The sequence below is a fragment of the Salinibacterium sp. M195 genome, from assembly GCF_019443965.1.
Classification (GTDB): domain Bacteria; phylum Actinomycetota; class Actinomycetes; order Actinomycetales; family Microbacteriaceae; genus Rhodoglobus.
The window spans coordinates 2,536,266-2,562,200 of record NZ_CP040814.1 but is presented as its reverse complement, the minus strand read 5'-3'; the positions used below and the strand labels follow the sequence as shown (position 1 = coordinate 2,562,200).

The 25,935-nt window shown below is 58.0% G+C and carries 22 protein-coding genes, 2 rRNA genes and 1 other RNA gene; 15 read left to right on the top strand and 10 right to left on the bottom strand.

The window, feature by feature from the left end; translation table 11 throughout:
- Entirely contained in the window at window positions 1–1,047 is a 1,047-nt protein-coding gene (locus FFT87_RS12250; RefSeq protein WP_219948980.1) for a Gfo/Idh/MocA family protein, read from the top strand.
- 22 nt (window positions 1,048–1,069) lie between these two features.
- Here the strand turns inward: FFT87_RS12250 and FFT87_RS12245 are convergent, their stop codons facing one another.
- Window positions 1,070–1,693, bottom strand: a complete 624-nt coding sequence (locus tag FFT87_RS12245; RefSeq protein ID WP_219948979.1) for a TetR/AcrR family transcriptional regulator — start codon at window positions 1,691–1,693, stop codon at window positions 1,070–1,072.
- Window positions 1,694–1,847: 154 nt separating this feature from the next.
- Between FFT87_RS12245 and FFT87_RS12240 the strand changes: the two genes are divergently transcribed.
- The 7 genes from FFT87_RS12240 to FFT87_RS12215 all read left to right on the top strand — a co-directional run bounded on the left by FFT87_RS12240 (window position 1,848) and on the right by FFT87_RS12215 (window position 7,602).
- On the top strand, window positions 1,848–3,101 hold the full coding sequence (locus FFT87_RS12240) for a multidrug effflux MFS transporter (protein ID WP_219948978.1): 1,254 nt from the start codon (window positions 1,848–1,850) through the stop codon (window positions 3,099–3,101).
- 196 nt (window positions 3,102–3,297) lie between these two features.
- Entirely contained in the window at window positions 3,298–5,097 is a 1,800-nt protein-coding gene (locus tag FFT87_RS12235; protein ID WP_255560155.1) for a BCCT family transporter, read from the top strand.
- Between the two features lie 172 nt (window positions 5,098–5,269).
- Window positions 5,270–5,392, top strand: coding sequence for a hypothetical protein (locus tag FFT87_RS14625; protein WP_255560165.1), 123 nt, complete (start codon window positions 5,270–5,272; stop codon window positions 5,390–5,392).
- Window positions 5,392–5,868 carry a TadE family protein gene (locus FFT87_RS12230; RefSeq protein ID WP_219948976.1) on the top strand — a complete coding sequence of 159 codons (477 nt, stop codon included), beginning with the start codon at window positions 5,392–5,394 and terminating at the stop codon, window positions 5,866–5,868. Before FFT87_RS14625 ends, FFT87_RS12230 begins: the two co-directional genes overlap by 1 nt.
- A 34-nt stretch (window positions 5,869–5,902) precedes the next feature.
- The gene (locus FFT87_RS12225; protein WP_219948975.1) at window positions 5,903–6,337 is read left to right on the top strand and encodes a hypothetical protein; all 435 of its coding nucleotides are present in this window, start codon (window positions 5,903–5,905) and stop codon (window positions 6,335–6,337) included.
- Window positions 6,334–6,771 (top strand): Tad domain-containing protein, encoded by a 438-nt coding sequence (locus tag FFT87_RS12220; protein ID WP_219948974.1) that lies wholly within the window; start codon window positions 6,334–6,336, stop codon window positions 6,769–6,771. Before FFT87_RS12225 ends, FFT87_RS12220 begins: the two co-directional genes overlap by 4 nt.
- Window positions 6,772–6,948: 177 nt before the next feature.
- Window positions 6,949–7,602, top strand: a complete 654-nt coding sequence (locus FFT87_RS12215) for an SDR family oxidoreductase (protein WP_219948973.1) — start codon at window positions 6,949–6,951, stop codon at window positions 7,600–7,602.
- On the opposite strand, the gene FFT87_RS12210 is transcribed toward FFT87_RS12215, so the two are convergent.
- Both FFT87_RS12210 and FFT87_RS12205 read right to left on the bottom strand, forming a co-directional pair.
- Complete coding sequence (locus FFT87_RS12210; RefSeq protein WP_219948972.1) at window positions 7,592–8,233, bottom strand: LysE family translocator; 642 nt, start codon at window positions 8,231–8,233, stop codon at window positions 7,592–7,594. The two genes, FFT87_RS12215 and FFT87_RS12210, sit on opposite strands and share 11 nt — an antisense overlap.
- A gap of 55 nt (window positions 8,234–8,288) precedes the next feature.
- The gene (locus FFT87_RS12205; protein WP_219948971.1) at window positions 8,289–9,545 is read right to left on the bottom strand and encodes an MFS transporter; all 1,257 of its coding nucleotides are present in this window, start codon (window positions 9,543–9,545) and stop codon (window positions 8,289–8,291) included.
- A 109-nt stretch (window positions 9,546–9,654) separates the two neighbouring features.
- On the opposite strand from FFT87_RS12205, the gene prfB reads away from it, so the two are divergent.
- From prfB to smpB, 4 genes are all read left to right on the top strand, one after another.
- Window positions 9,655–10,761, top strand: a complete 1,107-nt coding sequence (gene prfB / locus FFT87_RS12200; RefSeq protein WP_219948970.1) for a peptide chain release factor 2 — start codon at window positions 9,655–9,657, stop codon at window positions 10,759–10,761.
- Between the two features lie 139 nt (window positions 10,762–10,900).
- Window positions 10,901–11,692, top strand: coding sequence for a cell division ATP-binding protein FtsE (gene ftsE, locus FFT87_RS12195; protein ID WP_219948969.1), 792 nt, complete (start codon window positions 10,901–10,903; stop codon window positions 11,690–11,692).
- Window positions 11,689–12,606 carry a permease-like cell division protein FtsX gene (gene ftsX / locus FFT87_RS12190; protein ID WP_219948968.1) on the top strand — a complete coding sequence of 306 codons (918 nt, stop codon included), beginning with the start codon at window positions 11,689–11,691 and terminating at the stop codon, window positions 12,604–12,606. Before ftsE ends, ftsX begins: the two co-directional genes overlap by 4 nt.
- Window positions 12,607–12,698: 92 nt before the next feature.
- Window positions 12,699–13,178 (top strand): SsrA-binding protein SmpB, encoded by a 480-nt coding sequence (smpB, locus tag FFT87_RS12185; RefSeq protein WP_219948967.1) that lies wholly within the window; start codon window positions 12,699–12,701, stop codon window positions 13,176–13,178.
- A gap of 95 nt (window positions 13,179–13,273) precedes the next feature.
- Here smpB and FFT87_RS12180 read toward each other — a convergent pair whose 3' ends face one another.
- From FFT87_RS12180 to FFT87_RS12170, 3 genes are all read right to left on the bottom strand, one after another.
- Entirely contained in the window at window positions 13,274–13,546 is a 273-nt protein-coding gene (locus FFT87_RS12180) for a glutaredoxin family protein (RefSeq protein ID WP_219948966.1), read from the bottom strand.
- 106 nt (window positions 13,547–13,652) lie between these two features.
- Window positions 13,653–14,822, bottom strand: coding sequence for a globin domain-containing protein (locus FFT87_RS12175; protein ID WP_219948965.1), 1,170 nt, complete (start codon window positions 14,820–14,822; stop codon window positions 13,653–13,655).
- A gap of 105 nt (window positions 14,823–14,927) precedes the next feature.
- A complete protein-coding gene (locus tag FFT87_RS12170; protein WP_219948964.1) occupies window positions 14,928–15,377 on the bottom strand; it encodes an Rrf2 family transcriptional regulator in 450 nt (149 codons plus the stop codon).
- 157 nt (window positions 15,378–15,534) lie between these two features.
- On the opposite strand from FFT87_RS12170, the gene ssrA reads away from it, so the two are divergent.
- Window positions 15,535–15,909: a transfer-messenger RNA gene (ssrA, locus tag FFT87_RS12165) on the top strand.
- Window positions 15,910–15,991: 82 nt separating this feature from the next.
- Here ssrA and galK read toward each other — a convergent pair.
- From galK to FFT87_RS12145, 4 genes are all read right to left on the bottom strand, one after another.
- Entirely contained in the window at window positions 15,992–17,170 is a 1,179-nt protein-coding gene (gene galK / locus FFT87_RS12160) for a galactokinase (protein WP_219948963.1), read from the bottom strand.
- Window positions 17,167–18,276, bottom strand: coding sequence for a galactose-1-phosphate uridylyltransferase (galT, locus tag FFT87_RS12155; RefSeq protein WP_219948962.1), 1,110 nt, complete (start codon window positions 18,274–18,276; stop codon window positions 17,167–17,169). Before galT ends, galK begins: the two co-directional genes overlap by 4 nt.
- On the bottom strand, window positions 18,273–19,292 hold the full coding sequence (gene galE, locus FFT87_RS12150) for a UDP-glucose 4-epimerase GalE (RefSeq protein ID WP_219948961.1): 1,020 nt from the start codon (window positions 19,290–19,292) through the stop codon (window positions 18,273–18,275). The genes galT and galE overlap by 4 nt, the downstream gene beginning before the upstream one ends.
- Window positions 19,293–19,385: 93 nt before the next feature.
- A complete protein-coding gene (locus FFT87_RS12145; RefSeq protein WP_219948960.1) occupies window positions 19,386–19,871 on the bottom strand; it encodes a GNAT family N-acetyltransferase in 486 nt (161 codons plus the stop codon).
- 762 nt (window positions 19,872–20,633) lie between these two features.
- On the opposite strand from FFT87_RS12145, the gene FFT87_RS12140 reads away from it, so the two are divergent.
- A 16S ribosomal RNA gene (locus FFT87_RS12140) occupies window positions 20,634–22,160 on the top strand.
- Between the two features lie 511 nt (window positions 22,161–22,671).
- A 23S ribosomal RNA gene (locus tag FFT87_RS12135) occupies window positions 22,672–25,790 on the top strand.
- The 16S and 23S rRNA genes sit together here, the layout of an rRNA operon.
- Window positions 25,791–25,935 lie beyond the last annotated feature (145 nt).

Genomic DNA, 25,935 nt, shown 5'->3' with positions numbered 1-25,935 from the left:
ATGCTTGTGTTCCCCACCACGTTCCCGGCCCCGATCATTCCTGCAGCAGACTCCGTTCCAGCGCTGCGCTGGGGCATCATGGCTCCCGGTGGAATCGCCGCGACGTTCGCAGAGGCGGTGCAAGCGCACACTGAGCAGAAGCTCGTGGCCGTGGCATCCCGCAGCCTCGACCGTGCCCAAGACTTTGCGAACACCTGGGGCATCGAGAAGGCCTACGGCGACTATGCCGAGCTGCTGGCCAACCCCGACGTCGACGTGATCTACATCGCCGCGCAGCAGCACGTTCACCGCGATCTAGCGGTGCAGTCGATCGCCGCGGGCAAGCACATTCTGGTGGAGAAGCCGTTCGCCATGACCGGTGCCGAAGCGCGCGAGATTGTGGCCGCAGCCCGGGCCGCCGGAGTGTTCGCGATGGAAGCGATGTGGACTCGCTACCTGCCGCAAACCTCGATCATGACCCAGCTAATCGCTGATGGAACTTTCGGAGACATCAGCCTCGTCACCGCCGATCACGGACAGAACTTGCCCGAGGGGCACCGCGTGCGTTCCCTCGACAGCGGGGGAGGAGCCCTGCTCGACCTCGGCATCTACCCGATCGCGTTCGCATCACAGATTCTGGGCGCACCTACTGCCGTGCACAATGTTGGTTCGCTTCTTCACACAGGGGTGGATGCCCAATCCCTCGTCACTCTGAGCTACGCCAGCGCGGCTCAAGCCCAGATCAACACCACGTTGCTCGCGCGTACTCCCATCAGGGCATCCATTGCCGGTACCGAAGCACTGCTCGAGGTGGGCAACGGATTCTTCACGCCCACGTCACTGACGCTGTCGAAGCCTGGCTTCAACGGCGAGTCAATTCATTGGGCTGATGAGACCGGCATCGTCGCGCACCATGGTCTCAGCTATCAGGCCACGGCCCTCGCAAGTTTTATTGCGCAGGGTGTCACCGAGTCGCCGGTGCATTCTCTCGACGAGACGATCGCGATCTTGGACACGATCGACAGCGCTCGCTGGCAGCTCGGCTACCGCTTTCACTCTGAGCAGTAGCTATGCGACCGCCGAACGGGCTCTATTCGCGAGCGTCACGGGCTCGCGCAAACGTGAGTTGTTCGGTAATCGCGTCTGTTACCCGTTCCACGAGTTCTCCGCGCTCCCACGCGAATCCCACGAGGATTGCTCCGTCAATCACGTGAGTGATCAGGTTCACCGGGGCTGAGAGCTCGCTGCGCTTGAGGATGGCACTGAGGTCGGCTTCAATTGCCGGCCAGTGATTGAATAATTGAGTGGCTAGGGCGTGGCTTTCGCGCGTGGCATCAGCGAGCCATCCGACGGATGCGGCCAAGTAGTCGTCGTAGATGGCGGTTCCATCGTGTGGTTGCCCGATGTACGCGCGCAGCAGCAGCGTGGCGCAGTGACGGGTAGTGGCAGTTGGTGACGCGTCTGTGAGAGCTTCGAGTGCGTCGTGGTGTCGGCGCTCTTCGACGAGGTTCACGGTGGCGATGAGCAGTTCTTCGCGAGTGGAGAAGTAGTACCGAATTGCACCAAGGGGCACTCCTGCTTCGGTGGCTACGCGCCGGTGGGTGACGGCACTGATTCGATCTGTCGTGAAGAGGTCTGCGGCGGCCTGAAGGATTGCGTTGCGTCGTTCGAGACTTCGTTCTTGCTTGACGTCGCGCGTTCCGTCGTCGCTCATTGACTCTCCTTGTAGGTGATTCTTTGTGAGTAGCGTGACCTAATCTACCAAATAACTTGTACAACTGTATTAGTTCTCATAAGCTGTACGCCAGTATCACTTTGAGAATTTGGGGGCATTTCGCTCACCCCCGCGCTAGCTGTCAAGGACCATCATGACAACATCACTCAAGTCTGTCGCCCCGCCGTTAGGCTTCGTCCTCGGGCTCGGCCTCCTCGCAAGCCTCGGGCCCTTTTCTATCGACATGTTTCTCCCATCGCTTCCCGAAATCGGGCGAGAATTAGGCATTAGCTCGACCAGCACGCAATTAATGATCTCCATCTACCTCCTCGTGCTGGGACTCGCGCAACTATTCGTCGGCCCGATTACGGATGCCGTAGGCCGTCGTCGCCCGCTCATCACTGGTCTCGTTCTTTTCATTGCCGGGTCGGCACTCGCGGCTCTCGCCCCCGACTTCACCGTGCTTCTCGTAGCTCGCGCACTGCAAGGTGCCGGTGGAGCGCTGGCCCTGGTCGTCGCCAATTCGTCAGTTCGTGACCGCACTCACGGCCCAGGTGCGGTAAAACTATTCGCGCTGTTGATGACCGTCGCCGGCCTCGGCCCGATCATCGCACCGGTGTTAGGTGGCCTGCTCGAGAGCACGCTGGGTTGGCGCTCGGTGTTCTGGCTGATGGGCGTCATTGCCGTGGCATCCGTCTTCGTATCGCTTCGTCATCTTCCGGAGTCTCTGCCTCACAACGCGCGAACGAAACTTCACCTCGGTTCGATCATGCGAGGCTACGCATCGATCGCGACCACGCGCGCATTCTTGCTTCCCGCGCTTGCGATCGGCTCAAGTTTCATGATGCTCTTTGCCTACATCGGTGGCGCATCGATTGTTTACCAAGAGATCTACGGGTTAACCCCCGCCATGTTCGGGCTAGTGTTTGGTGCTTCCGGGATTGCGGTACTTGCGGGCGCGCAGGTCAGCAGCGTACTGGCGCACAAGGTGTCGGCTCGGCGCTCATCGCTGAGTGGCGCAGTCATCATGCTGCTGGGGGCAGCAGTGGCGCTCGTGAGCACGATGCTGGGCGGAGGGCTGCTGGGAATCGTCGTTGGCGTCGCACTATTGGAATTTGGTTTGGGCGCCGCAGAGCCGTCAATCATGACTATCGCGATGTCGAGCGGCGACAGTAATTTGGGCAGTCGCGCCGCACTCTTGGGTGCAATCCAATTCGGCATGGGCGCTCTCGCGACACCCTTCGTTGGGTTGGTCCTTGGTGACAATCCCATCGGCTGGCTGCTGTTGCTCGTTGCTTTCGGAGTGCTCACTTTGGCTTTGCTCGCCATTCACTTCAGATTCGCGCCTTCTGACGTGTCACTCGCGACAACCGACACAACGACGCGGCCGATAACTCTCGTGCATTGACTAGATAGGCACGACCGCGATCAATCAGACGTTCTCGTCCTGAAATTCCTCGTCGCTGGCCCAGTCTGCCGATCGTCCCTATTACTCTTATAGGGCACCCTTGAGTCTCAAGCTCAGGCGATCGGAGATTAGAGTGACCGCAGAATCGAACCGTCCCGCGTTAGCTGACTCCTCGGGGAAGCCGGTGGCGAACCGGATGCTGGCTCCTTGGGTTTTCTGGCCAGCAGCCGGTCTGATCATTTCCATCACCGCGTTTTCGATAGTCGCCCCGAACCTTGCCAACGCCGTTTTTACCAGCCTGCAGTCGAGCGTTATTAATTCCTTCAGCTGGTACTACGTACTTATCGCCGCGTTCTTTGTTGCCTTCGCGCTGTATCTGGGGTTTAGTCGCTACGGCGACATCAAGCTAGGCAAGGATGATGACGAGCCTGAGTTCTCGATGATCTCCTGGATCTCGTTCCTCTTCGCTGCCGGGATGGGTATTGGCCTCGTGTTCTACGGCGTCGCCGAGCCTCTCAGCCATTTCGCTAATCCTCGTCCGGGTGTCACCGGTACGGAAATCGAACTTGCTCAAAAGGCTATGAGCCAAACCTTCCTGCACTGGGGAGTGCACGCATGGGCTATTTACGTCGTCGTTGGGCTTGCGCTCGCGTACGCAATCCACCGTCGCGGCCGCCCCATCTCCATCCGTTGGACGCTTGAGCCGCTGCTCGGCAAGCGGGTTCGCGGTGGCTGGGGCAACCTCATCGATGTCATTGCGCTTGTCGGCACCGTATTCGGTGTTGCGACGTCTCTCGGGCTCGGTGTTCTTCAGATCTCAGCTGGTCTCGAAAAGACAGGCATTGCCGAGTCGAACTTGACCACCCAAATTGCGGTCATCGTTGTCATCGTGGCATTCACCATCCTTTCGTTGGTTTCGGGTATTGGCCGCGGCATGAAGTGGCTCTCCACTACCAATCTCTTGCTCGCTGCGGTGCTGCTGGTGTTCCTCCTGATCGTCGGTCCAACGGCGTTCCTGTTCCGCGAGTTCGTGCAGTCCATGGGTAATTACCTTCAGGGCTTCATCGGTCTTGCTTTCAACGTCAGTGCTTATCAGGGCGATGCTGGCGAACAGTGGCAGGCCGGCTGGACCACCTTCTACTGGGGTTGGTGGATGTCGTGGGCACCGTTCGTTGGCGTCTTTATTGCGCGGGTGTCCAAGGGCCGTACCGTGCGCGAGTTTGTGGGCGGTGTCATGCTCGTCCCGACCGTGCTTACCTTCCTCTGGTTCAGCGTTCTTGGCGGAAACGCCATTTACCGTGAGATTTACGGTCAGGGCGGTCTCGTCGCTGCAGATGGATCGGTGGATGCCGATTCGGCGTTGTTTGATCTTCTCGCCGGGTTGCCAGCGGGAACAGCTCTCACGTTCGGAGCGATCCTACTTATCGGAATCTTCTTCGTCACCTCGGCCGACTCTGGCGCCCTCGTGATGTCTATGATCGCAACCGGTGGCTCGGCAGAACCACCCAAGCGCATCCGAATCTTCTTCGCGCTGCTTGCCTCATTCCTGGCGATCGCTCTCCTGGTGACAGGTGGACTGCAGACGCTGCAAACCGCGGCCATTCTCTCGGCATTGCCGTTTAGTGTGGTGATGCTGATGATGTGTGCGGCCACGGTGACAGCGTTCAGCCGAGAGCGGCGGGCCTACGATCGCGCCCAGCGTGCCCAGTTTGTGGATCAGATTGGCACGTTCTATGGTCTCGAGGTCGAGGAACCGCTGCTTCGTGAACCCGTGCACCCACTTCGCGCGGCACTCGATCGCCTGCGCAAGAAAGCCGCGCAATCTGGCGGCGGAATCTCGCAGGTCACCGAAGATGCGATTCTTGCCGACACCGGATTGGTGTCGCCAGATAACATCGCGCAGGCGGACGCCATTGTCGAAGACGAGGTGGAGAGACTGCAGGCGTTGCAAGCCGAGTTGCGTAACAAGGCAAAGCGAGACTCGCCCGAAGAATAGCGAGCCGGGGGAGTGGCCGATGCCGTCGCGGATCGGCTGCTCTAGCGCGCTGTGGAAAATCTGCACACCAACTTGAGTTCCGCTTGATGATTGCAGAGTGAAATCATGTCGACAACTTCTGAAGAGCGGGCTAACCCGAAGCACCCGAACGCTCACCTCGGAGCGAGGAGACGTGCCGGGCTGGGTGCTGATTACGTTGATGACGGCAGGCCTCGTGATCATCATCTGGGGTCTCGCGGGACCAGCACTCAGTTCGGTTTTCGAGCAGGCGATTGATCGCGTCACTGGCTTCTAATGCGCCCGCCTTACCGAGGCATTAGGGCTGCAGTTTATTCTCAGAAGCCTGTTTCGCAGTTCCTCGGCAGGTGCATTCGCGCGACCGGCACGCGGTTACGCACCGAGCAATCCGGTTCTGCTGTTGTTGAGTTTGTGCTCGTCTCCGCGTTGCTCACGGTGCTCACTCTCAGCGTCATTCAGCTGGCGCTCGCCCTCCACATTCGAAACACAGTGTTGGATGCCGCTGCCGAGGGCGCCCGATTCGCGTCCCTCGCTGACACTTCGTTGAGTGATGGTGTCACCCGCACTCACGACCTGATTTCAACAGCGCTGTCTCCAGGCTATGCGGCAGATATCTCGGCAAACTCGACGACGTATCTCGGGTTTCCTTCCGTGGTCGTTACCGTCCGCACTCCATTACCCCTATTCGGACTGATTGGCATTGACGACGGGTTGGAGGTGTCTGCCCATGCGCCGCTGGAACAGGTTCGATAGCGTCTGCAAGTACGTTCGCTCGACAGCCAGACGGGTGAGCGACGATAGAGGCTCATCCTCTCTGGAGTTCATCACTGTCGGCTTGATCATGCTGATTCCTCTCGTGTATCTCGTGCTGACGATGTCAGCGATCCAAGGCGGGGCGCTGGCGGCCGAAGGTGCTGCTCGTCAAGCTGCACGCGTATTCGTGCAGGCCGAATCGACTGCCGAAGCGGAACTGACGGCCCAGCGCGCGGTCGAATTCGCTCTCAGCAATTATGGAATCGACTCTGCCGACGCATCGGTTGACATCGCGTGCTCTCCCGATCCGACGAACTGCCTTGCCCGTCGGGGCTATGTCACGGTGACGGTTGGCCTCGTCGTAGCGCTGCCACTTGCCCCACCCGTGCTCACCGGCAATTTCCCCATCAACGTCCCACTCGACGCGGCCGCAACACAGCAGGTCTCGCAATTTCGAGGCTCGCGATGATGCTCAACACGCGTGACGAGCAAGGCTCTGCGCTACTGCTCACCATTTTCTACGGGTTCCTCTCTCTTGTGCTCATCTTCCTGGTGGTGGCGGCGACATCGCTTTACCTCGAGCGCAAGCGATTATTTACCCTCGCTGATGGTGCGGCGTTGGTCGGGGCTGAGTCGTATGACCTCGACGACGTGGAACTGACGCCGAGAGGGTATCGGCCGCAACTGTCCGCCGAGAAAATCTCGTCCGCGGTCGCGAGTTACATCACTGCGAGCCGAGGCAATGACTTCAACTCGTTGCAGATTGAAGAATCAACCACCCACGATTCAGCGAGTTCTACGGTGTCGCTTTCTGCTTACTGGAAACCGCCGTTCGTGTCTTTGTTTGTGCCCGAAGGGATCCGTATCGACGTCACGGCAACGGCGCGATCTGTCTTCTCCTAAACAGTTCCGACCGCCGGAGGAGATGTCTGCCAAGCTGGCCGATTTCTTCACTAAGTAGCACCCAGCGAACGCCCCAGATTCGTGCAGCGGAAAAGCATCCAGCGAACAGGGAGTTTCGATCCGTAGCGTGGAGAGAGCACTGAACGAAAGTGCGTCACCCACGCAAAGGAGATAGCCATGAAACGAATCGTTATCGTCGGAGGCCACGGCAAGATCGCGATGAGCCTCGCGGAGCTACTCACCGGTCGAGGGCACCATGTGCATTCCCTCATCCGCAAGGCTGACCAAGAGGCTGATATCAGCAAGACTGGGGCAATGCCCGTCGTTGCAGATATCGAGGCGCTCAGCGCCGAAGAACTCTCGGAAATCTTCACCGGGAACGACGTGGTTGTATTCTCTGCCGGGGCAGGCGGAGGCAGTCCGGAACGCACCTATTCTGTCGATCGCGACGCCGCCATCCGCACCATGGATGCCGCAGCGCACGCGGGAGTCGAACGCTACGTCATGGTGTCGTACAAGGGGGCTGGCTTCGACCACGGTGTTCCCGAGGACAACGCATTCTTCGCGTACGCCGAGTCGAAGGCTGCGGCCGACGATCACCTTCGTAAGAGTCCACTCAAGTACACCATCGTCGGTCCCGGATCGCTTTCCAGCGATGCCGCATCCGGAAAAATTGATGTCGGCGACGCCGCTACAGCAGAGCACGCAGCCCGTGACAACGTCGCGCAGGTTCTTGCCGAAGTGATCGACAACGACACCACCATCGGCCACACCATCGAATTCATGGATGGGTCGACCCCTATCGCGGAGGCGATCGCCGCTATTGCTTAGCGTGCGGGATAAATAGCGAACCAATGCCGAGCCCGATGAGGGCAACGCCACCAACCGCAGACAGGTTGGTGATGCGGTGGGGTGAACTTGCGAACCAATCGCGGGCGAACCCTGCCGCCACCGCCCAGGTTGTGTCGGTGATCACCGCGATTCCCATGAAGATCATTCCGAGTGCCAACAGCTGAAGCTGCACGCTGCCAGATCCGAAACTGACGAACTGGGGGAGCACAGCAACGAAGAACACGGTTGCTTTGGGATTCGTGATGCCGACAACGAAGCCTTGGCCAAAAATTCGCCAGCGCGAACGTGTTTTCGGTGCTGCGGCATCCGCCGTGGAATGCGCGTTGCGGTGACGAATTGCCTGCACGCCAAGGTAGATCAGGTACGCGGCTCCCAGGTATTTCACGACAGTGAAGGCGATCACCGATTGGGCGATGATCGTGCCGACGCCGAACGCGACTCCGATCACGAGTACGACACCGCCGGTAGCGTTTCCGAGGGAACTCACGATGCCGCCGAGCTTTCCGAGCGAGAGCGAGCGACCAATGAGGAACAGCACGCTGGGTCCGGGAATGAGGATGATCGGCAGAGCGACCAACACGAACGCGAGCAGGTTCGTGGTGGGGATCATTTCGCCAGTCTAGGGCGTGAGCGAACCGCCGATGTACGCGGTCTCGGCAGGGTATTTAGCGCTCTGGCCTCGGGATATAGCGGGGCACGTACCGCAGCATCAGGCCGGCCCCGATGAGTCCGAGCACGCCAACGGCTCCTGCCGCGAGGGAGATCGAGGCCACCGCGGTGATCCCCGCGATCATCAGGGGTGACGTTGCTTGACCGACGCCTCCCGTGAAGCGCCAGGCGCCGAGGAACGGCGCCGGGTTTTCGCGCGGTGCCAAGTCGGCGCCCAGGGTCATCAGAATTCCGCTGCCCAAGCCGTTCGCCAACGACAGAAACATCGCGGCCGCGATAAACCATCCAACGTTGGTGCTCACGTCGTGCGTGAATGACAGCACAAGATGGCCGATACCGAGACCGATGAGTGACGGGACGGCGGTCCAGAGCCGGCCGAAGCGGTCCATAATTTGACCGCCGGTGTAGAAGAGCGCGAAGTCGACGGCGCCAGCAATTCCGATGATGATGGCGGTGTTGGTGTCTGCGAGTCCAATGCTCACGGCCCAGAGGGGAAGAATTACTTGGCGGCTCGCGCGCATCGCGCCAATGACGGCAGCTCCGAGGCCGAGGCGAGAGAGCAGAGCACGATTGCGGCGTACGGTCGCGAAGAGACCGTGTGATTCCTGCTCAACGAGCACCTCTCCGTCGCGGAGGGTGCGGTTGTTCACTCGCGTCGTGTGTACTGTGCCAAACGTCGTTGCCGGGTCGGGCAAGAGCAGGAGCACTGCTGCGGCCCCAAGCGCGGCGATCACATGAATCCAGAAGGCAGCGGTGACGGTGCCGGTGAGATGAATAATCCCGGCCGAGATGAATGGGCCGATGAACACACCGAGTCGGAAGGTGCCCCCGAGCGTCGACAGGGCGCGGGCGCGATAAGCAACCGGCACGAAGCTCGTCAGGAAGGCGTGCCGAGCGAGTGCGAATACTGCAGCGGCGAGCCCGAGGAGCAGAACACCGAATCCGAGCGCAATCGGGTTTGGCGCGAGGATCGCGATCACGACACCGATGATCGAGAGGGCACTCGCGCCGATCATTGCCGGGCGTTCACCGATTCGAGAGATGAGCCATCCGCTGGGGATGTTGCCGAACAGTTCGCCGATCGTCAGCAGGGCGGCGACCAGCCCAGCGATCGCAAGCGTTGCCCCGAGGTTGTCTGCGGCGATAGGGATCAGCGGGATGATCGCGCCCTCACCGATGGAGAAGAGTAGCGTCGGCAAAAGTACGGGCAGCCCAATAGAGCGCCAGCTAAAGGGGGGTTCTGTTGTGCTCATCGTCGACCATCGTATGGCGTGATTGCGTTCGTTAACAGCAGCGGCGTGCTTCAAGTCACTTGCCGTCAATGGGTGCTGCGAGAGCTTCGCGGGTAGTCTGGTAAATGACATGGATGAACTGGACTTTTCTGACGACATCGCAGCCTTGCGCTCCACTTTTGCTGACATTCGACAGGTGGTCGACCCCGACCGGCTTGAGTCCGAAATTGAGCGGTTGAGTGAGCTGGCGGGTGCTCCCGATTTGTGGGACGACACCGACAAGGCCCAGAAGGTCACGAGTGACTTGAGTCACCGCCAGGCAGAGCTTGCCAAAATCAACTCGATTTCGAGCAGGCTCGATGATCTCGAGATCATGGTCGAGCTGGCCAATGAAGAGAGCGATGCTCAGGCCGCAGCGGATGCTCGCACCGAACTTGCTGGCATCAAGAAGACTTTGGGCGACCTTGAGGTCCAGACACTCCTCAACGGCGAGTTCGATCAACGACCAGCTGTCATCACCATTCGAGCCGGAGCCGGAGGCGTTGACGCCGCCGACTTCGCCGAAATGCTGTTGCGCATGTACTTGCGGTATGCCGAGCAGCACTCCTATCCCACTCGCGTTCTCGACACGAGCTATGCCGAAGAAGCGGGCATCAAGTCAGCAACGTTCGAGGTCGACGCACCGTTCGCGTTCGGCACGCTGAGCGTCGAAGCTGGCACGCATCGCCTTGTGCGCATGAGCCCTTTCAACTCGGCGGGCAAACGCCAGACGAGCTTTGCGGCAGTCGAAGTTGTTCCTCTTATTGAGACGACGGATGTTGTCGAAGTTCCCGAGAACGACATCCGTGTTGATGTCTTCCGTTCGTCTGGCCCTGGTGGACAGTCGGTCAATACGACCGACTCCGCCGTGCGCATCACTCACCTGCCCACTGGGATCGTGGTGAGTTGTCAGAACGAGAAGAGCCAAATCCAAAACCGTGCTGCGGCAATGCGCGTGCTTCAGTCGCGACTGTTGCTCTTGCAGCGCGAGCAGGAAGCGGCAACGAAAAAAGAGATCGCGGGAGTGATTACTGCGAGCTGGGGCGACCAGATGCGCAGTTATGTTCTCGCTCCGTATCAAATGGTGAAAGATCTCCGCACAGAGTTTGAGGTCAACAATCCCTCGAACGTGTTCGATGGTGATCTTGATGGATTCATCTCTGCGGGCATCAAGTGGCGCAAACGCGTTATCGAATAATGCAGAACTAGCCACGCGAGCCGCGTTGATGACAATGCCGTCGACGTGGCGGTGTGCCCTGAACTGGGCCACCTGTGAGTCCGCGCCTGCGGTGCGTCGTTGCCCCGTTCCGAGGCGCGCGTACTTAGGCTGACTTCAAATGATTCGTTTTGATGCTGTTTCGAAGTCCTATCCGGGCACTACCAGACCGGCGCTAAGCGCGGTCGATCTTGAGATCCTTAAGGGCGAGTTTGTCTTTCTGGTCGGCGCTTCAGGCTCCGGTAAGTCGAGCTTTTTGCGGTTGATCCTCAAGGAAGAGAACCCGACGAAGGGGTCGATTCATGTGCTGGGGCAGCACTTGAACACACTGTCGAGCCGCAAGGTTCCTTATTTTCGCCGTAATCTTGGCGTGGTTTTTCAGGACTTCCGTCTGTTGCCGAACAAGACTGTCTTCGACAATGTTGCGTTCTCGCTGCAGGTAATTGGTAAAAGTCGCGGCTACATCCAAGAGGCCGTTCCGGATGCTCTCAAGATGGTCGGCTTGGCCGGCAAATCGAGTCGCTTTCCCCATGAACTCTCGGGTGGTGAGCAGCAGCGTGTTGCTATCGCGCGAGCGGTAGTCAACAAACCTGCAATCATGCTGGCGGATGAGCCGACGGGAAACCTCGACCCCGCTACTTCCGCGGGAATCATGACGCTCTTGGAGCGAATCAACCTGGGCGGCACCACAGTTCTCATGGCAACTCACGATGCTGGCATCGTTGACCAAATGAAGCGCCGCGTTATCGAACTTATTGGTGGGCAGATTGTGCGCGACGAGCGTCAGGGCGGCTACCAAACGCAGACGATCACCACTCAAGAGAGGATCCCGCATCCGGCCGCAAGCAGACCGATGGGTCAAGCTTCTCCTGGCGCGGATGAACCTTCTCGCAGCGAGGGGTTCAACGCATGAGGCTCGGTCTGATTTTAGGGGAGGCCGGCAGCGGACTTCGTCGAAATATCTCGATGGTAGTTTCCGTCGTCTTGGTGACCTTCATTTCGCTCACTTTTGTGGGCGCATCGATCCTGCTGCAAATGCAGATCGGCCAGATGAAAAACTACTGGAACGATCGGGCGCAGGTCATTGTCTATCTCTGCACTGAGATCGATACCACGGGAAATTGCACCCTCGCGGAAGCGACAGAAGACCAAATCGCTGCGGTGAAGCAGCAGCTCGACTCGGCAACGCTCGCGCCGTACATCAATGAGATTCAGTTCGAGAACCACGAGCAGGCTTTCGCGAACTTCCAGGAGCAGTTTGCTGATACTGCCTTTGATGGCATCATCACGCCGCAATCGCTTCCCGAAAATTTCCGGGTCAACCTTGTCGATCCGGAACAAGCTGATGTCTTGATTGAGAGCCTGTCTGGTCTTGCAGGGGTTGAGGGGGTGGAGGATCAACGCGCCTATCTGGAACCCATTTTTGCGATCCTGAATGCCGCAAGCTTCACGGCGATCGGGGTGGCCGGGCTCATGCTGGTGGCTGCTGTTTTGCTCATTGCCACCACTATTCGTCTGAGTGCGTTCTCCCGTCGACGGGAGCTGGGCATCATGCGCCTCGTTGGTGCCTCCAATAGATTCATTCAAACCCCGTTCATCCTCGAGGGTGTCTTTGCGTCTTTGATTGGTTCTGCGCTCGCAGCAGGAACAATAGTGGCGATTGTCCACTTCTTTGTCAGCGGTTACTTGGCAGATACGTTGCCCTTGGGAACAAGTCTCTTGGGGATGCAGGAAGCGCTTCTGGTTGTGCCAATTTTGATTGCCGTTGGCGCGGGTCTCGCCGCGATTTCCGCGGGAGTCGCCATCACTCGTTATCTGAAGGTGTAGTTCGCACTGCTCTCGCGCTAAACTGGTCTGCTGCACTGTCGGCATCAGCCGAAGCATCGCCGCATCCAACGTAATTGAGAGAGAAGTGAACCATGCCTAAGGAAGGTGACCGGAAGGTTGTTGCCAGCAACCGCAAGGCGCGCCACGATTACAGCATCGAAGACACCTTTGAGGCTGGTCTTGTGCTGTCGGGCACTGAGGTCAAATCTCTTCGGTTGGGGCGCGCAAGTCTGATCGATGGCTACGGCTACATCGACGATCATGCTGAAGCTTGGTTGGATGCCGTGCACATTCCGGAATTCTTTCAGGGCTCGTGGAACAATCACCCTCCGCGTCGCAAGCGCAAGATGCTCTTGCACAAGGAGCAGATCCTGAAGATCCACAACAAGATCAAGCAGGGTGGCTACACGCTGGTTCCGCTGTCGATCTATTTCTTGGATGGTCGGGCCAAGGTTGAACTCGCGGTCGCCAAAGGTAAGCGTGAGTATGACAAGCGCCAGACGCTGCGCGAGCGCCAAGATAAGCGCGAGTCTGATCGCGCAATGGCTTCTCGCAAGAATGTGGGCGAGTAGCGCGGGATCACCCGCAAAACTGCTTCTGTTGCCGCGCGCAAAAAAGTGCGGTCCAGCTTGCGCTGAACCGCACTCGAGATGACGCTATCTAGTGTCTAGAGCGCGCCGAGTTCTTCAAGTTTTGCCTTGAGGTCTTTGTCGCTTGGCTCAACCTGGAAAGTTCCGTCGGTGAAGTGAACAACGGGGATGCTGAGGCGACCACTAATTGCTTGGGCGCGCTCTGCCGCTGCGGGGTCTTTTTCTACGTCTACTTTTTCCCATTCGACACCTAGCGAGTTGAGGAGGGCTTCGGAACGGACGCAGTCGCGGCACCAGTCCGCACCGAACATCATGGTCTTGGTGGGTAGGGCTTCTGTTGTTTCACTCATGTCTCAAACCTACTTTGCCGTTGCTGGGTGTGGGCGGCACGTTCGCTGGCAGCGTTCGCTGTAGGGGCGCAGCGCTGGCTACGGAGTGAGTCTCGACGTGAACGGCCTAGACGCCGGCACCGGCGAGCCAGAGATCCGGACCGAAGATCTCGTAGTGGATCCGGTCTGCCGGCACGCCAGACGCGAGTGCCTGAGATCGAAGGCTTCGCATAAACGGCAGGGGCCCGCAGAGGTATACGGAGGCGTTGTCGGGAATCGTGACACCGTCTAGCGACATGAAGCCCTCGTGGGCACCATCACTCGGAGTCTCGAGCCATAGTTCCAGTTCGGCGGCTTCGAGAACGGCGACATCTTCGTTCATCTGCTCGCGAAGGGCCCATCCTTCGAGCGTGCTCTCGGCGTGCAGCACGATCACCTCACGCTGTGATTTGTTCAGAGCGAGGGAGCGCAGAATTGACGCGCTAGGCGTGCATCCGATTCCGGCGGAGGCGAGGATGATCGGGCTGTCGCCCTCGGCGAGGGTGACGTCGCCGCAGGGGTTCGAGAGCAGAAGCGTATCGCCGAGCTGCACGTCGCGGTGCAGCGCGGGGGAGACTTCTCCGTCGGCATCGAGCTTGGTTGTGAAGACGCGAGTTGTGGGGGTGCCGGCCGATAGCGAGTACTGGCGAACCTGACGGATGCCGTCGGGCATCGTCACCGTAACGCTCACGTATTGGCCAGCCAGAGCGGGGGCCGGTGTTGTGTCGTCGGCAGGAGCCAGGGTGAATGTCAGCGCATCCGACCCCGCAGCATCCTTGCCAGTGACGATCCACGGCGCTAGGGGCGTGTTGTTTCCGGCACCGGAGTACAGACCCTTTTCCAGCTTGATCAGAGCGTGCGCCATGAGCCAATAAACTTCGGTCCACGCTCCGGCGATATCTGCGGTGATGACGTCGCTGAGCTCCTCGGCGATGGCCTCGAAGAGATACTTGTAGACCACGTCGTATTGCTCGGGGTGAATGTCTAGCGAGACGTGCTTGTGAGCGATGCGGGAGAGCATTGCCTCCGGTGTGGTGTTTGGATTCTTCACGAGGTGCGTTGCGAAGACGGCGATGCTGCCGGCCAGTGCTTGCTGCTGCGTGCCGTTCTTCTGGTTCGAGCGGCTGAAGAGGCCGTCGAAGAGTTCGGGGTGAGCGGCGAACATCCGGTTGTAGAAGTTCTTGGCGATCACGGGCATGCGCTCACCTACCAACGGGAGAGTTGCTTCGATGAGGGGGAGGGACTGGGTCGAGAGCATGCTTTCTCCTTTTGCCGGGGGTGTTCTCCCAAATTAGCATTTGATATGCGTATTTAATTACCGCACACTGTTGTGACCGAGCGAGCACGGGGCAAACTCGGGCGCTCAGTCGGGCGGGCGGAGCCCTAGAGTGACGGAAACAGGCTCATTTGACAGGCTGTGGGGAAGCGACGAAATCACAACATCGTCAAGTGCTGAGTAAAAGGCTTCCCGGGCGTTTCGCAGTGCCGCCCGCAGGCCGCAGCCGTCAATGAGAGGGCAGACGCCGTCTGGAGTTTCACAATCGGCGAGGTCAGCGCGAACGTCGAGTTGGCGCAGGACCCAGCCGACCGTGGCCCGGCGTCCAGCGCCACTGATTCTTACGCCACCGCTGCGTCCGCGCACGGACTCAATCAGGCCGAGCTCACGCAACTTGATGATGGCCTTACTGACGTGGTTGTAAGGGGTATCGATTTGCCCGGCGATTACTCGGCTGGTCTTCAGCTCGGACTCGGGCGTTGCGGAGAGGAGCATGATGATGCGCAAGCACACATCCGAAAACGCATTGATCCTCATGGGTCAAGAGTAGAGGGCGAGCCGCGTCTGAGTTCCACGAGCGATCTGATGAGTCATCGTTTGGGCTAGATTGTGCTCCACTTCTGACCTACAATTGAGGACTGCCTGTTAATGAGGCAGATTTGATAACTACACAGCGCGACAACGACCCACACAGGGGGATGATCGGTTTCGACATTGCCTGCAAAACTGTGAGAAGCGGGTCGAGAATGCAGCCTTATCTCGTTAACGATGACTGCAAACTATAAGTGCCAATTCAAAGCGCACTGACTTCGCCCTCGCTGCCTAAGCGAGCGCACTAAAGAAGTCCGTCAGGCCGGGAATGCTCTCTACCCGGATTCTGGCGCAATTTAGAGAGATTGCTGCGTAGTTACGCCTGAGGGCTACGTGGGACTTGCACTCTGGCTGGGCTCGTTGATCTAGGTGCTTGTGGCAAAGATCAGAGCCGAGTAGAACGTCTGCACAAGATACACCCGTAGAAGGCACAGAATTACAGCAGTGGACGGGGGTTCAATTCCCCCCATCTCCACCACCGGTCGTTGTCGCGTTGTGAGTCATCCTCTGAGAGATCGGAGGGTGCTCTTTCGCGCGATTTTCGTCAGCCCAGTTTCTCGTCAGGAAAGAGTATTCCGTTCTGCACCCTGCGATGGTGTGACGGTAAACGTCGTTGGGGTCCCGAATCCTTGGGCAGTGAAAGCATCGAGCACAGCCGCTTCGACAGTGGCCACGAGTGTGTGCGGTACGAGCGCGATTGCTGCTCCGCCGAACCCACCGCCGGTCATCCGGGCTCCGATTGCTCCGTGTGCTCGTGCCGTTTCTACAGCAAGGTCGAGCTCGGGAATCGAGATTTCGAAGTCGTCGCGCATCGACTCGTGGGAGGCGTCGAGTAGGGCGCCAATCGCGAGTGGACCCTCCTCGTTCAGGGTGCGAACAGTATCCAGCACTCGCTGATTCTCAGTGACTACGTGTCGCACCCGTCGGAACGTGACATCGTCAAGCAGTTCACGGGCGCGCTCAAGATCAGCGACGCTCACATCACGCAGTGACGAGGTGCCCATTGCTGCGGCTCCCGCTTCGCAGGCCGCACGGCGTTCCGCATAGCCTCCGGTAGCGTGCGAGTGCGAAACGCGGGTATCCATCACGAGGATGCTGAGTTCGGCTTGAGCAAGTCCGAGTGGCACAACCTCAGCGGCGAGCGAGCGGCAGTCCAAGAACACTGCCGAATCTGTTGCACCCAGGAGCGACGCAGATTGATCCATTATTCCGGTGGGCGCACCGACGACCTCGTTTTCGGCGAGTTGTCCTACCTTGGCGAGGTTTTCGCGGGAAAAACCTAGGCTCCAGAGATCGTTCAGAGCCAGTGCGACAGAGCTTTCTATGGCCGCGGATGATGACAGACCGGCGCCAACGGGAACCGTGGAATCGATGATGATATCCACGCCCGGGAGTGCGCTCAGTTCTGCGCCGTGCTGCCCGAGCGCCCACGCGACGCCGAGAGGATACGCGCTCCACCCTGCAATCTGGCCTGCCGAACGCGCAGCGTCGAGCTCTGACAGCGGAAACTCAACAGGGGAGTCGTCGAAGGTGCTGGTGACACGAATTACGCCATCGGTGCGTAGTCCGACCGCAGCCCGTGTGCGGCGATCGATCGCGAACGGCAGCACAAAGCCCTCGTTGTAGTCAGTGTGCTCGCCAATCAGATTGACGCGGCCGGGTGCCGACCAGACGCCGTCTGGTTTGCGACCGGTAAGGCTGATGAACCGTTCGCTCAGTTGCTGCACTGTGTCGCTCATGCTCGTTCAATTGCCTTTCGGATGTTTTCGGCTGCTGCCTCTGGAGTGACGTCGGCGATCCAGGCGCCCATCGCCGATTCTGAGCCGGCAAGGAACTTCAATTTGTCTGCCGCGCGACGAGGCGAGGTCAGCTGAAGGTGAAGGCGGAACGTGTCGCGGGCGCGATTGACCGGAGCTTGGTGCCACGCGGCGATGTAGGGGGTGGGAGAGTCGTAGATTGCGTCGATTCCGCGGAGCAGCTTCAAGTACATCGTCGCGAGTTCGTCGCGTTCGTGACCGGAGGTCGCAGCAAAATCAGGGATCTGGCGGTGCGGCAGCATGTGAACCTCGATGGGCCAGCGTGCGGCGAACGGCACGAACGCGGTCCAGTGCTCGCCACTCAGCACGACCCGGTCACCCGCGCGCTCGAAGTCAAGGATGCGCTGAAACATGTCAGGGCTGGTGCGATCAATCGCATCCAGAGTCCGCTGGGTTTTTGGCGTGATGTACGGGTACGAGTAGATCTGTCCGTGCGGGTGCAGCAGCGTGACACCGATTGCTTCTCCGCGGTTCTCAAAAGGAAATACCTGTTGCACTCCATCGAGCGCCGAGAGCGCTTCGGTGCGATCCGCCCACGCTTCAATGACGGTGCGGGCGCGGCTCGGAGTTTGGGTGCCGAACGATCCTTCGTGATCTGGGCTGAAGCAGACAACTTCACAGCGACCGATCGAGCTCCGAATGCGGCCGAGTCCAAGGTTGGCAAGGTCGTCGAGCCCTGTTGGACTGTTGTCGCTCCCGGCCAATGCGGGTCCAAACGATGGGGAGCGGTTTTCGAAGACAGCAACGTCGTAAAGCGCCGGAACTTCGGATGGGTTTGTGGCCGTCTGGGGCGCGAGCGGGTCTTGATCAGCAGGCGGGAGGAAAACACGGTTCTGGCGGGCGGCGGCGACAGATACCCATTCCCCGGTCAGGATGTCTTGACGCATGCTCGCGGTTACGGGCCTGGGGTCGAGAACTCTGCTGTCGACGGAGCGCTCTTCGCCGAGTGTGCTGTCGGCGTCGTCGAAGTAGATCAGCTCTCGACCATCGGCGAGGGTGGTGGGACGCTTGGTGATCTTCGAGCTCATTCTGCACTTCCCTTTTCTGTCGCGCCGATCGGAGCGGCGCTGTCAGCACTGCTGTCTTCGGCACGCAGGCGTGCTTCCCAAGCGCTGCGAACCATATCTTCTGCCGTGTAGCGCATTTTCCAGTCCAGGTCGCGGGCGGCGAGGTCACCGTTGGCCACGATTCGAGGTGGGTCGCCGGGGCGACGCGGTGCAAGTTCTGGGGTGAAGCCGATGCCGGTAACGGTTGCGACCGCGGTCATGATTTGGGCAACGGATAGTCCGTCGCCGCTGCCGAGGTTGTAGGCGGCTTCTATAACGTCGTTCGCTTCGAGCCTGCGCGCGGCGGCGACGTGCGCGGCCGCGATGTCGGCGACGTGCACGTAGTCGCGAACATTGGTGCCGTCGGGGGTGGGATAGTCGGTTCCGTTGATCCGCGGGGTTTTTCCGGCGACCAAAGCTTCGAAGACGAGAGGAAAGAGATTGTGCGGGCTGGTGTCGTAAACGGCAGGATCGCCGGAACCGACGACGTTGAAGTACCGCAGTGACGTGTGGCGAAGGCCAGTAGCGATGGCTTGGTCGCGCAGTAGCCATTCGCCGATCAGCTTGGATTCTCCGTAGGGGGAGAGCGGCGCTTTCTCGGTGTTTTCGGTGACCAGGTCTACGTTTGGCGTTCCGAAGACAGCGGCGCTTGAGGAGAACACGATCTGCTCGACTTCGCACTGTGTCATAGCCTCGAGGAGAGAAACCGTGGCGGTGACGTTCTGTGTGTAGGTGTGCAGCGGTCGTTGCACAGAGACGCCGGCGTATTTGAATCCGGCGACGTGGATGACGCCAGTGACGTTGTGCTCGGTCATGGCCTGCACCAGGGCGTTGGTGTCGAGGATATTCGCGTTCACGAACGGCACACCGTGGGGAACGAAGCGCTCGAATCCGCTAGAGAGATCGTCGACAACGACCGCATTCATGTTGGCGTTGATGAGCGCGCGCACTACATGCGCCCCTATATAGCCGGCGCCGCCGGTTACCATCCAAGTCATTGCTGTTCCTTGTGTCTGGGCAGCGGTTCAGCCGCGATTGCAGCTCCTCACGATGCGAGCAACCTCAATTGTATGACTATTGGCCTGTCGAGTTCAACGACGAACGAGACGAAGTTCGCGGATGTTCGGATTGAAGTCCATCGCACGCACCGTGCCATCAGGCATGAATCTGTTCCTTGCGTAAAAGGAACGCGCTCGAGGATTGTGTTCGAGAACCCAGACGCTCGCCGCTGCACCACCTAATGCCGCGTCGATCAGCGCCTGCCCGGCGCCGGTGCCCTGTGCCTCAGCAAGAACGTAGATCATCTTGAGTTCTTCCGTGGGCAGTGTCGGCTCATCTCTCTTGTGTTCGGCGTGCGCAAACCCCACAATCCGGTGATCTATCTCCGCTACCACCGTCGTCACGTTCTCATCAAGCAGTAACTCGTTCCACATCGCCTCGCGTCGCACCCGCGACTCGACGCTCCACGCTTGTTCAGGGAACACCCCGGCATAGGTTTCCTTCCACGACTGAGTGTGCACGGAAGCGACTTCTCTGGAGTCGTCGAGCCGAGCGGAGCGTGTGGTGAAACTGGGCATGGAACTATCTTGTCGCAGCCTCGCTCTTCGCGCTCCTCCCATAGAGAGGGGAGCGAGGGATGGATCACTCGCAGCACCTCGTTCTCATCTCAGTGTTTTGCAGGGTTTCCTTCCTCGGCGCGCCCGGGATGCGAGGCGGTTTGGCGCCGAACGGAATGTGCACGTAAAGTTCTTTCTTGTCACCCCAAAGGTGCGGAAGTCCCGGGCAGTTTTGCTGCTAGGTTTCCGGCCTCAAGTGGGGGCCACCATCCTCTAAAGCTGGTATAGTTTTAGTCCGGCCAGATCGCGGAGTTCCTCTTGTAGGTTCCGGTTTCGGGTCGTGGGATGTCTTGCCGCTTTTTGCGTGTGTTGGTCAGTTGTTGTGTGCCGTTCTGGTGCGGAATTGCTGGTTTGACAAGTGCGCTGAAGCTGGTAAGTTAGACAGGTTGCCTCCTGCAGTTATGCGGGGGTTGCCAACACAGGTTTTGAAAGCCCTGGGGTGAAGCCGTTTTGCGGTGGAGGTCAGGAGCGTCCGATCCTTGAGAACTCAACAGCGTGCACAATGTCAAATGCCAAAAACCCGACTGTGCTTAGTGAGATCGTCCCATTTCGGGTCGTGATTGCTGGTGCAGCGGATTCCTTTGGAAAAAGATATAAACAACAAAGCAAGTCAGTATTGATTTGTTCTGTCAGTTTCAAACTTGTTGCCTCGACACCCTATTCCGGGTGCGGGTAACGCAAGATGTGCATCGGTGGGCTTCGGCTTGTTGGTGCAATCAAACATTTATGGAGAGTTTGATCCTGGCTCAGGATGAACGCTGGCGGCGTGCTTAACACATGCAAGTCGAACGATGAAGCCGGAGCTTGCTCTGGTGGATTAGTGGCGAACGGGTGAGTAACACGTGAGTAACCTGCCCTTGACTCTGGAATAAGCGTTGGAAACGACGTCTAATACCGGATACGAGCTTCAGCCGCATGGCTAGGAGCTGGAAAGAATTTCGGTCAAGGATGGACTCGCGGCCTATCAGGTAGTTGGTGAGGTAATGGCTCACCAAGCCTACGACGGGTAGCCGGCCTGAGAGGGTGACCGGCCACACTGGAACTGAGACACGGTCCAGACTCCTACGGGAGGCAGCAGTGGGGAATATTGCACAATGGGCGCAAGCCTGATGCAGCAACGCCGCGTGAGGGACGACGGCCTTCGGGTTGTAAACCTCTTTTAGTAGGGAAGAAGCGAAAGTGACGGTACCTGCAGAAAAAGCACCGGCTAACTACGTGCCAGCAGCCGCGGTAATACGTAGGGTGCAAGCGTTATCCGGAATTATTGGGCGTAAAGAGCTCGTAGGCGGTTTGTCGCGTCTGCTGTGAAAACTGGGGGCTCAACCCCCAGCCTGCAGTGGGTACGGGCAGACTAGAGTGCGGTAGGGGAGATTGGAATTCCTGGTGTAGCGGTGGAATGCGCAGATATCAGGAGGAACACCAATGGCGAAGGCAGATCTCTGGGCCGTTACTGACGCTGAGGAGCGAAAGCATGGGGGAGCGAACAGGATTAGATACCCTGGTAGTCCATGCCGTAAACGTTGGGAACTAGATGTAGGGGCCATTCCACGGTTTCTGTGTCGCAGCTAACGCATTAAGTTCCCCGCCTGGGGGAGTACGGCCGCAAGGCTAAAACTCAAAGGAATTGACGGGGGCCCGCACAAGCGGCGGAGCATGCGGATTAATTCGATGCAACGCGAAGAACCTTACCAAGACTTGACATATACGAGAACGGGCTAGAAATAGTTCACTCTTTGGACACTCGTAAACAGGTGGTGCATGGTTGTCGTCAGCTCGTGTCGTGAGATGTTGGGTTAAGTCCCGCAACGAGCGCAACCCTCGTTCTTTGTTGCCAGCACGTAATGGTGGGAACTCAAAGGAGACTGCCGGGGTCAACTCGGAGGAAGGTGGGGATGACGTCAAATCATCATGCCCCTTATGTCTTGGGCTTCACGCATGCTACAATGGCCGATACAAAGGGCTGCAATACCGCAAGGTGGAGCGAATCCCAAAAAGTCGGTCTCAGTTCGGATTGAGGTCTGCAACTCGACCTCATGAAGTCGGAGTCGCTAGTAATCGCAGATCAGCAACGCTGCGGTGAATACGTTCCCGGGCCTTGTACACACCGCCCGTCAAGTCATGAAAGTCGGTAACACCCGAAGCCAGTGGCCTAACCCGCAAGGGGAGGAGCTGTCGAAGGTGGGATTGGTAATTAGGACTAAGTCGTAACAAGGTAGCCGTACCGGAAGGTGCGGCTGGATCACCTCCTTTCTAAGGAGCATGTGCAACTCGTTTTTTCGTCTCTGCGGTATACACAGAGTTAAGAGATTCGTATTATGTTGCCAAGTCGTACTGCCCTGTTCGGGGTAGACGGCGCTCATGGGTGGAACATTGACATTGTGGCCAGAGGAACTGTTTCCTCTTCAGTACATCAACTCTTCGGGGTTGGTAGGAACGAGAGGTTTCCGGGGGTGCTGGTCTTTGCACGTTGTTGGGTCCTGAGGGACCGGGGACGGATCGGAAGATTCGTGTTCGTACCTTAGGACCTGGGACATCGAAAGGTGTTCCTGGGTCTACGGATCCTGGTCTTGTTTCCTGCAGGTTGGGGGATGAGGGAGGATACCGCCCGTATTTTGAGAACTACACAGTGGACGCGAGCATCTTAGATTCGACCGAAAGGTCGGATCACATAAATAACAATAACTTTCAACACTTTGTGTTGGGAGTTCATTGGTCTATCTCAACACTTTGGTGTTGCGATCGATTCTTATACTCATGTGATAATCAATTTTCTAAGGGCAAACGGTGGATGCCTTGGCATCTGGAGCCGAAGAAGGACGTATAAATCTGCGATAAGCCTCGGGGAGCTGATAATAGAGCTTTGATCCGAGGATTTCCGAATGGGGAAACCCCGCTGGGCGTTGCAAGACGACTCAGTGACTCCCGCCTGAATATATAGGGCGGGTAGAGGGAACGTGGGGAAGTGAAACATCTCAGTACCCACAGGAAGAGAAAACAACCGTGATTCCGTTAGTAGTGGCGAGCGAAACCGGACGAGGCCAAACCGATCATGTGTGATAGCCGGCAGGCGTTGCATGGTCGGGGTAGTGGGACTTTTCAGCTGTTACTGCCGTACAGCAAGAATTACAAAGTGATATAGACGAAGTGGATTGAAAGCCACGCCATAGAGGGTGCCAGCCCCTTAGTCGAAATGTTGCAATGGTTCGAAGAGTATCCCAAGTAGCACGGGGCCCGAGAAATCCCGTGTGAATCTGTCAGGACCACCTGATAAGCCTAAATACTTCCAGATGACCGATAGCGGACAAGTACCGTGAGGGAAAGGTGAAAAGTACCCCGGGAGGGGAGTGAAATAGTACCTGAAACCGTTTGCTTACAAACCGTTGGAGCAGCCTTAGTAGCTGTGACAGCGTGCCTTTTGAAGAATGAGCCTGCGAGTTAGTGATCAGTGGCGAGGTTAACCCGTGTGGGGCAGCCGTAGCGAAAGCGAGTCTTAATAGGGCGTTATAGTCGCTGGTTCTAGACCCGAAGCGAAGTGATCTATCCATGGCCAGGTTGAAGCGTGTGTAAGAGCACGTGGAGGACCGAACCCACTTAGGTTGAAAACTGAGGGGATGAGCTGTGGATAGGGGTGAAAGGCCAATCAAACTTCGTGATAGCTGGTTCTCTCCGAAATGCATTTAGGTGCAGCGTTGCGTGTTTCTTGCCGGAGGTAGAGCTACTGGATAGCTGATGGGCCCTAAAAGGTTACTGACGTTAGCCAAACTCCGAATGCCGGTAAGTGAGAGCGCAGCAGTGAGACGGTGGGGGGATAAGCTTCATCGTCGAGAGGGTAACAGCCCAGACTACCAACTAAGGTCCCCAAGCGTGTGCTAAGTGGGAAAGGATGTGGAGTTGCACAGACAACCAGGAGGTTGGCTTAGAAGCAGCCACCCTTGAAAGAGTGCGTAATAGCTCACTGGTCAAGTGATTCCGCGCCGACAATGTAACGGGGCTCAAGCACACCACCGAAGTTGTAGATTTCGTATTATAGGTAAGCCTTCGTGGTTCAGCCGTACGGAGTGGTAGGAGAGCGTCGTGTGGCGAGTGAAGCGGCGGTGTAAACCAGCCGTGGACGCTACACGAGTGAGAATGCAGGCATGAGTAGCGAAAGACGGGCGAGAAACCCGTCCTCCGAATGATCAAGGGTTCCAGGGCCAGGCTAATCCGCCCTGGGTAAGTCGGGACCTAAGGCGAGGCCGACAGGCGTAGTCGATGGACAACGGGTTGATATTCCCGTACTGACGAAGAACCGCCCAAACTAATCCAGTAATGCTAAGTATCTGAATCCCCTAGACCGATCCCTTCGGGGTGAGGCGTGGGGCCTAGCGTACGACCCTATTCTGGTGCGGTTAGCGTATTAACAGGTGTGACGCAGGAAGGTAGCTGAGCCGGGCGATGGTTGTCCCGGTCTAAGAATGTAGGCCGAGAGATAGGCAAATCCGTCTCTCATTAAGGCTGAGACTCGATGGGTAGTCCTCACGGACGAAATCAGTGATCCTATGCTGCCAAGAAAAGCATCGACGCGAGGTTCAAGTTACCCGTACCCCAAACCGACTCAGGTGATCAGGTAGAGAATACTAAGGAGATCGAGAGAATCGTGGTTAAGGAACTCGGCAAAATGCCCCCGTAACTTCGGGATAAGGGGGGCCTAAGGCGTGAACGGACTTGCTCCGGGAGCGCTGCAGGGCCGCAGAGACCAGTGGGAAGCGACTGTTTACTAAAAACACAGGTCCGTGCTAAGTCGCAAGACGATGTATACGGACTGACGCCTGCCCGGTGCTGGAAGGTTAAGAGGAACGGTTAGTCGCAAGACGAAGCTGTGAATTTAAGCCCCAGTAAACGGCGGTGGTAACTATAACCATCCTAAGGTAGCGAAATTCCTTGTCGGGTAAGTTCCGACCTGCACGAATGGCGTAACGACTTCCCAGCTGTCTCAACCGCGAACTCGGCGAAATTGCACTACGAGTAAAGATGCTCGTTACGCGCAGAAGGACGGAAAGACCCCGTGACCTTTACTATAGCTTTGTATTGGTGTTCGGTGTGGCCTGTGTAGGATAGGTGGGAGACTGTGAAGCTTGGACGCTAGTTCAGGTGGAGTCATTGTTGAAATACCACTCTGGTCATATTGGATATCTAACTTCGGACCGTAATCCGGTTCAGGGACAGTGCATGGTGGGTAGTTTAACTGGGGCGGTTGCCTCCCAAAAAGTAACGGAGGCGCCCAAAGGTTCCCTCAACCTGGTTGGTAATCAGGTGTCGAGTGTAAGTGCACAAGGGAGCTTGACTGTGAGACTGACAAGTCGAGCAGGGACGAAAGTCGGGACTAGTGATCCGGCAGTGGCTTGTGGAAGCGCTGTCGCTCAACGGATAAAAGGTACCTCGGGGATAACAGGCTGATCTTGCCCAAGAGTCCATATCGACGGCATGGTTTGGCACCTCGATGTCGGCTCGTCGCATCCTGGGGCTGGAGTAGGTCCCAAGGGTTGGGCTGTTCGCCCATTAAAGCGGTACGCGAGCTGGGTTTAGAACGTCGTGAGACAGTTCGGTCCCTATCCTCTGCGCGCGCAGGAAATTTGAGAAGATCTATCCCTAGTACGAGAGGACCGGGATGGACGAACCTCTGGTGTGTCAGTTGTTCCGCCAGGAGCACCGCTGATTAGCTACGTTCGGAATGGATAACCGCTGAAAGCATCTAAGCGGGAAGCCAGCTTCAAGATGAGATTTCCATGGCTTAGGCCGAGAGACTCGCAGCTAGACTACTGCGTTGATAGGCTGGATGTGGAAGCAGGGACTAACGACCTGTGGAGCTGACCAGTACTAATAAGTCGATAAATTGATAACCACCCCACCTCACTGGGCAGTCCTAGACTGTCGAATGGTGAATGAGAAGAATTCTCGCGTCCACTTTGTGGTTCCCGATTTACGGTCGGGAACTGCGCCCAGCTAACACAGCTAGGCACCATCCTTCGGGGTAGTGTCAGAGCAT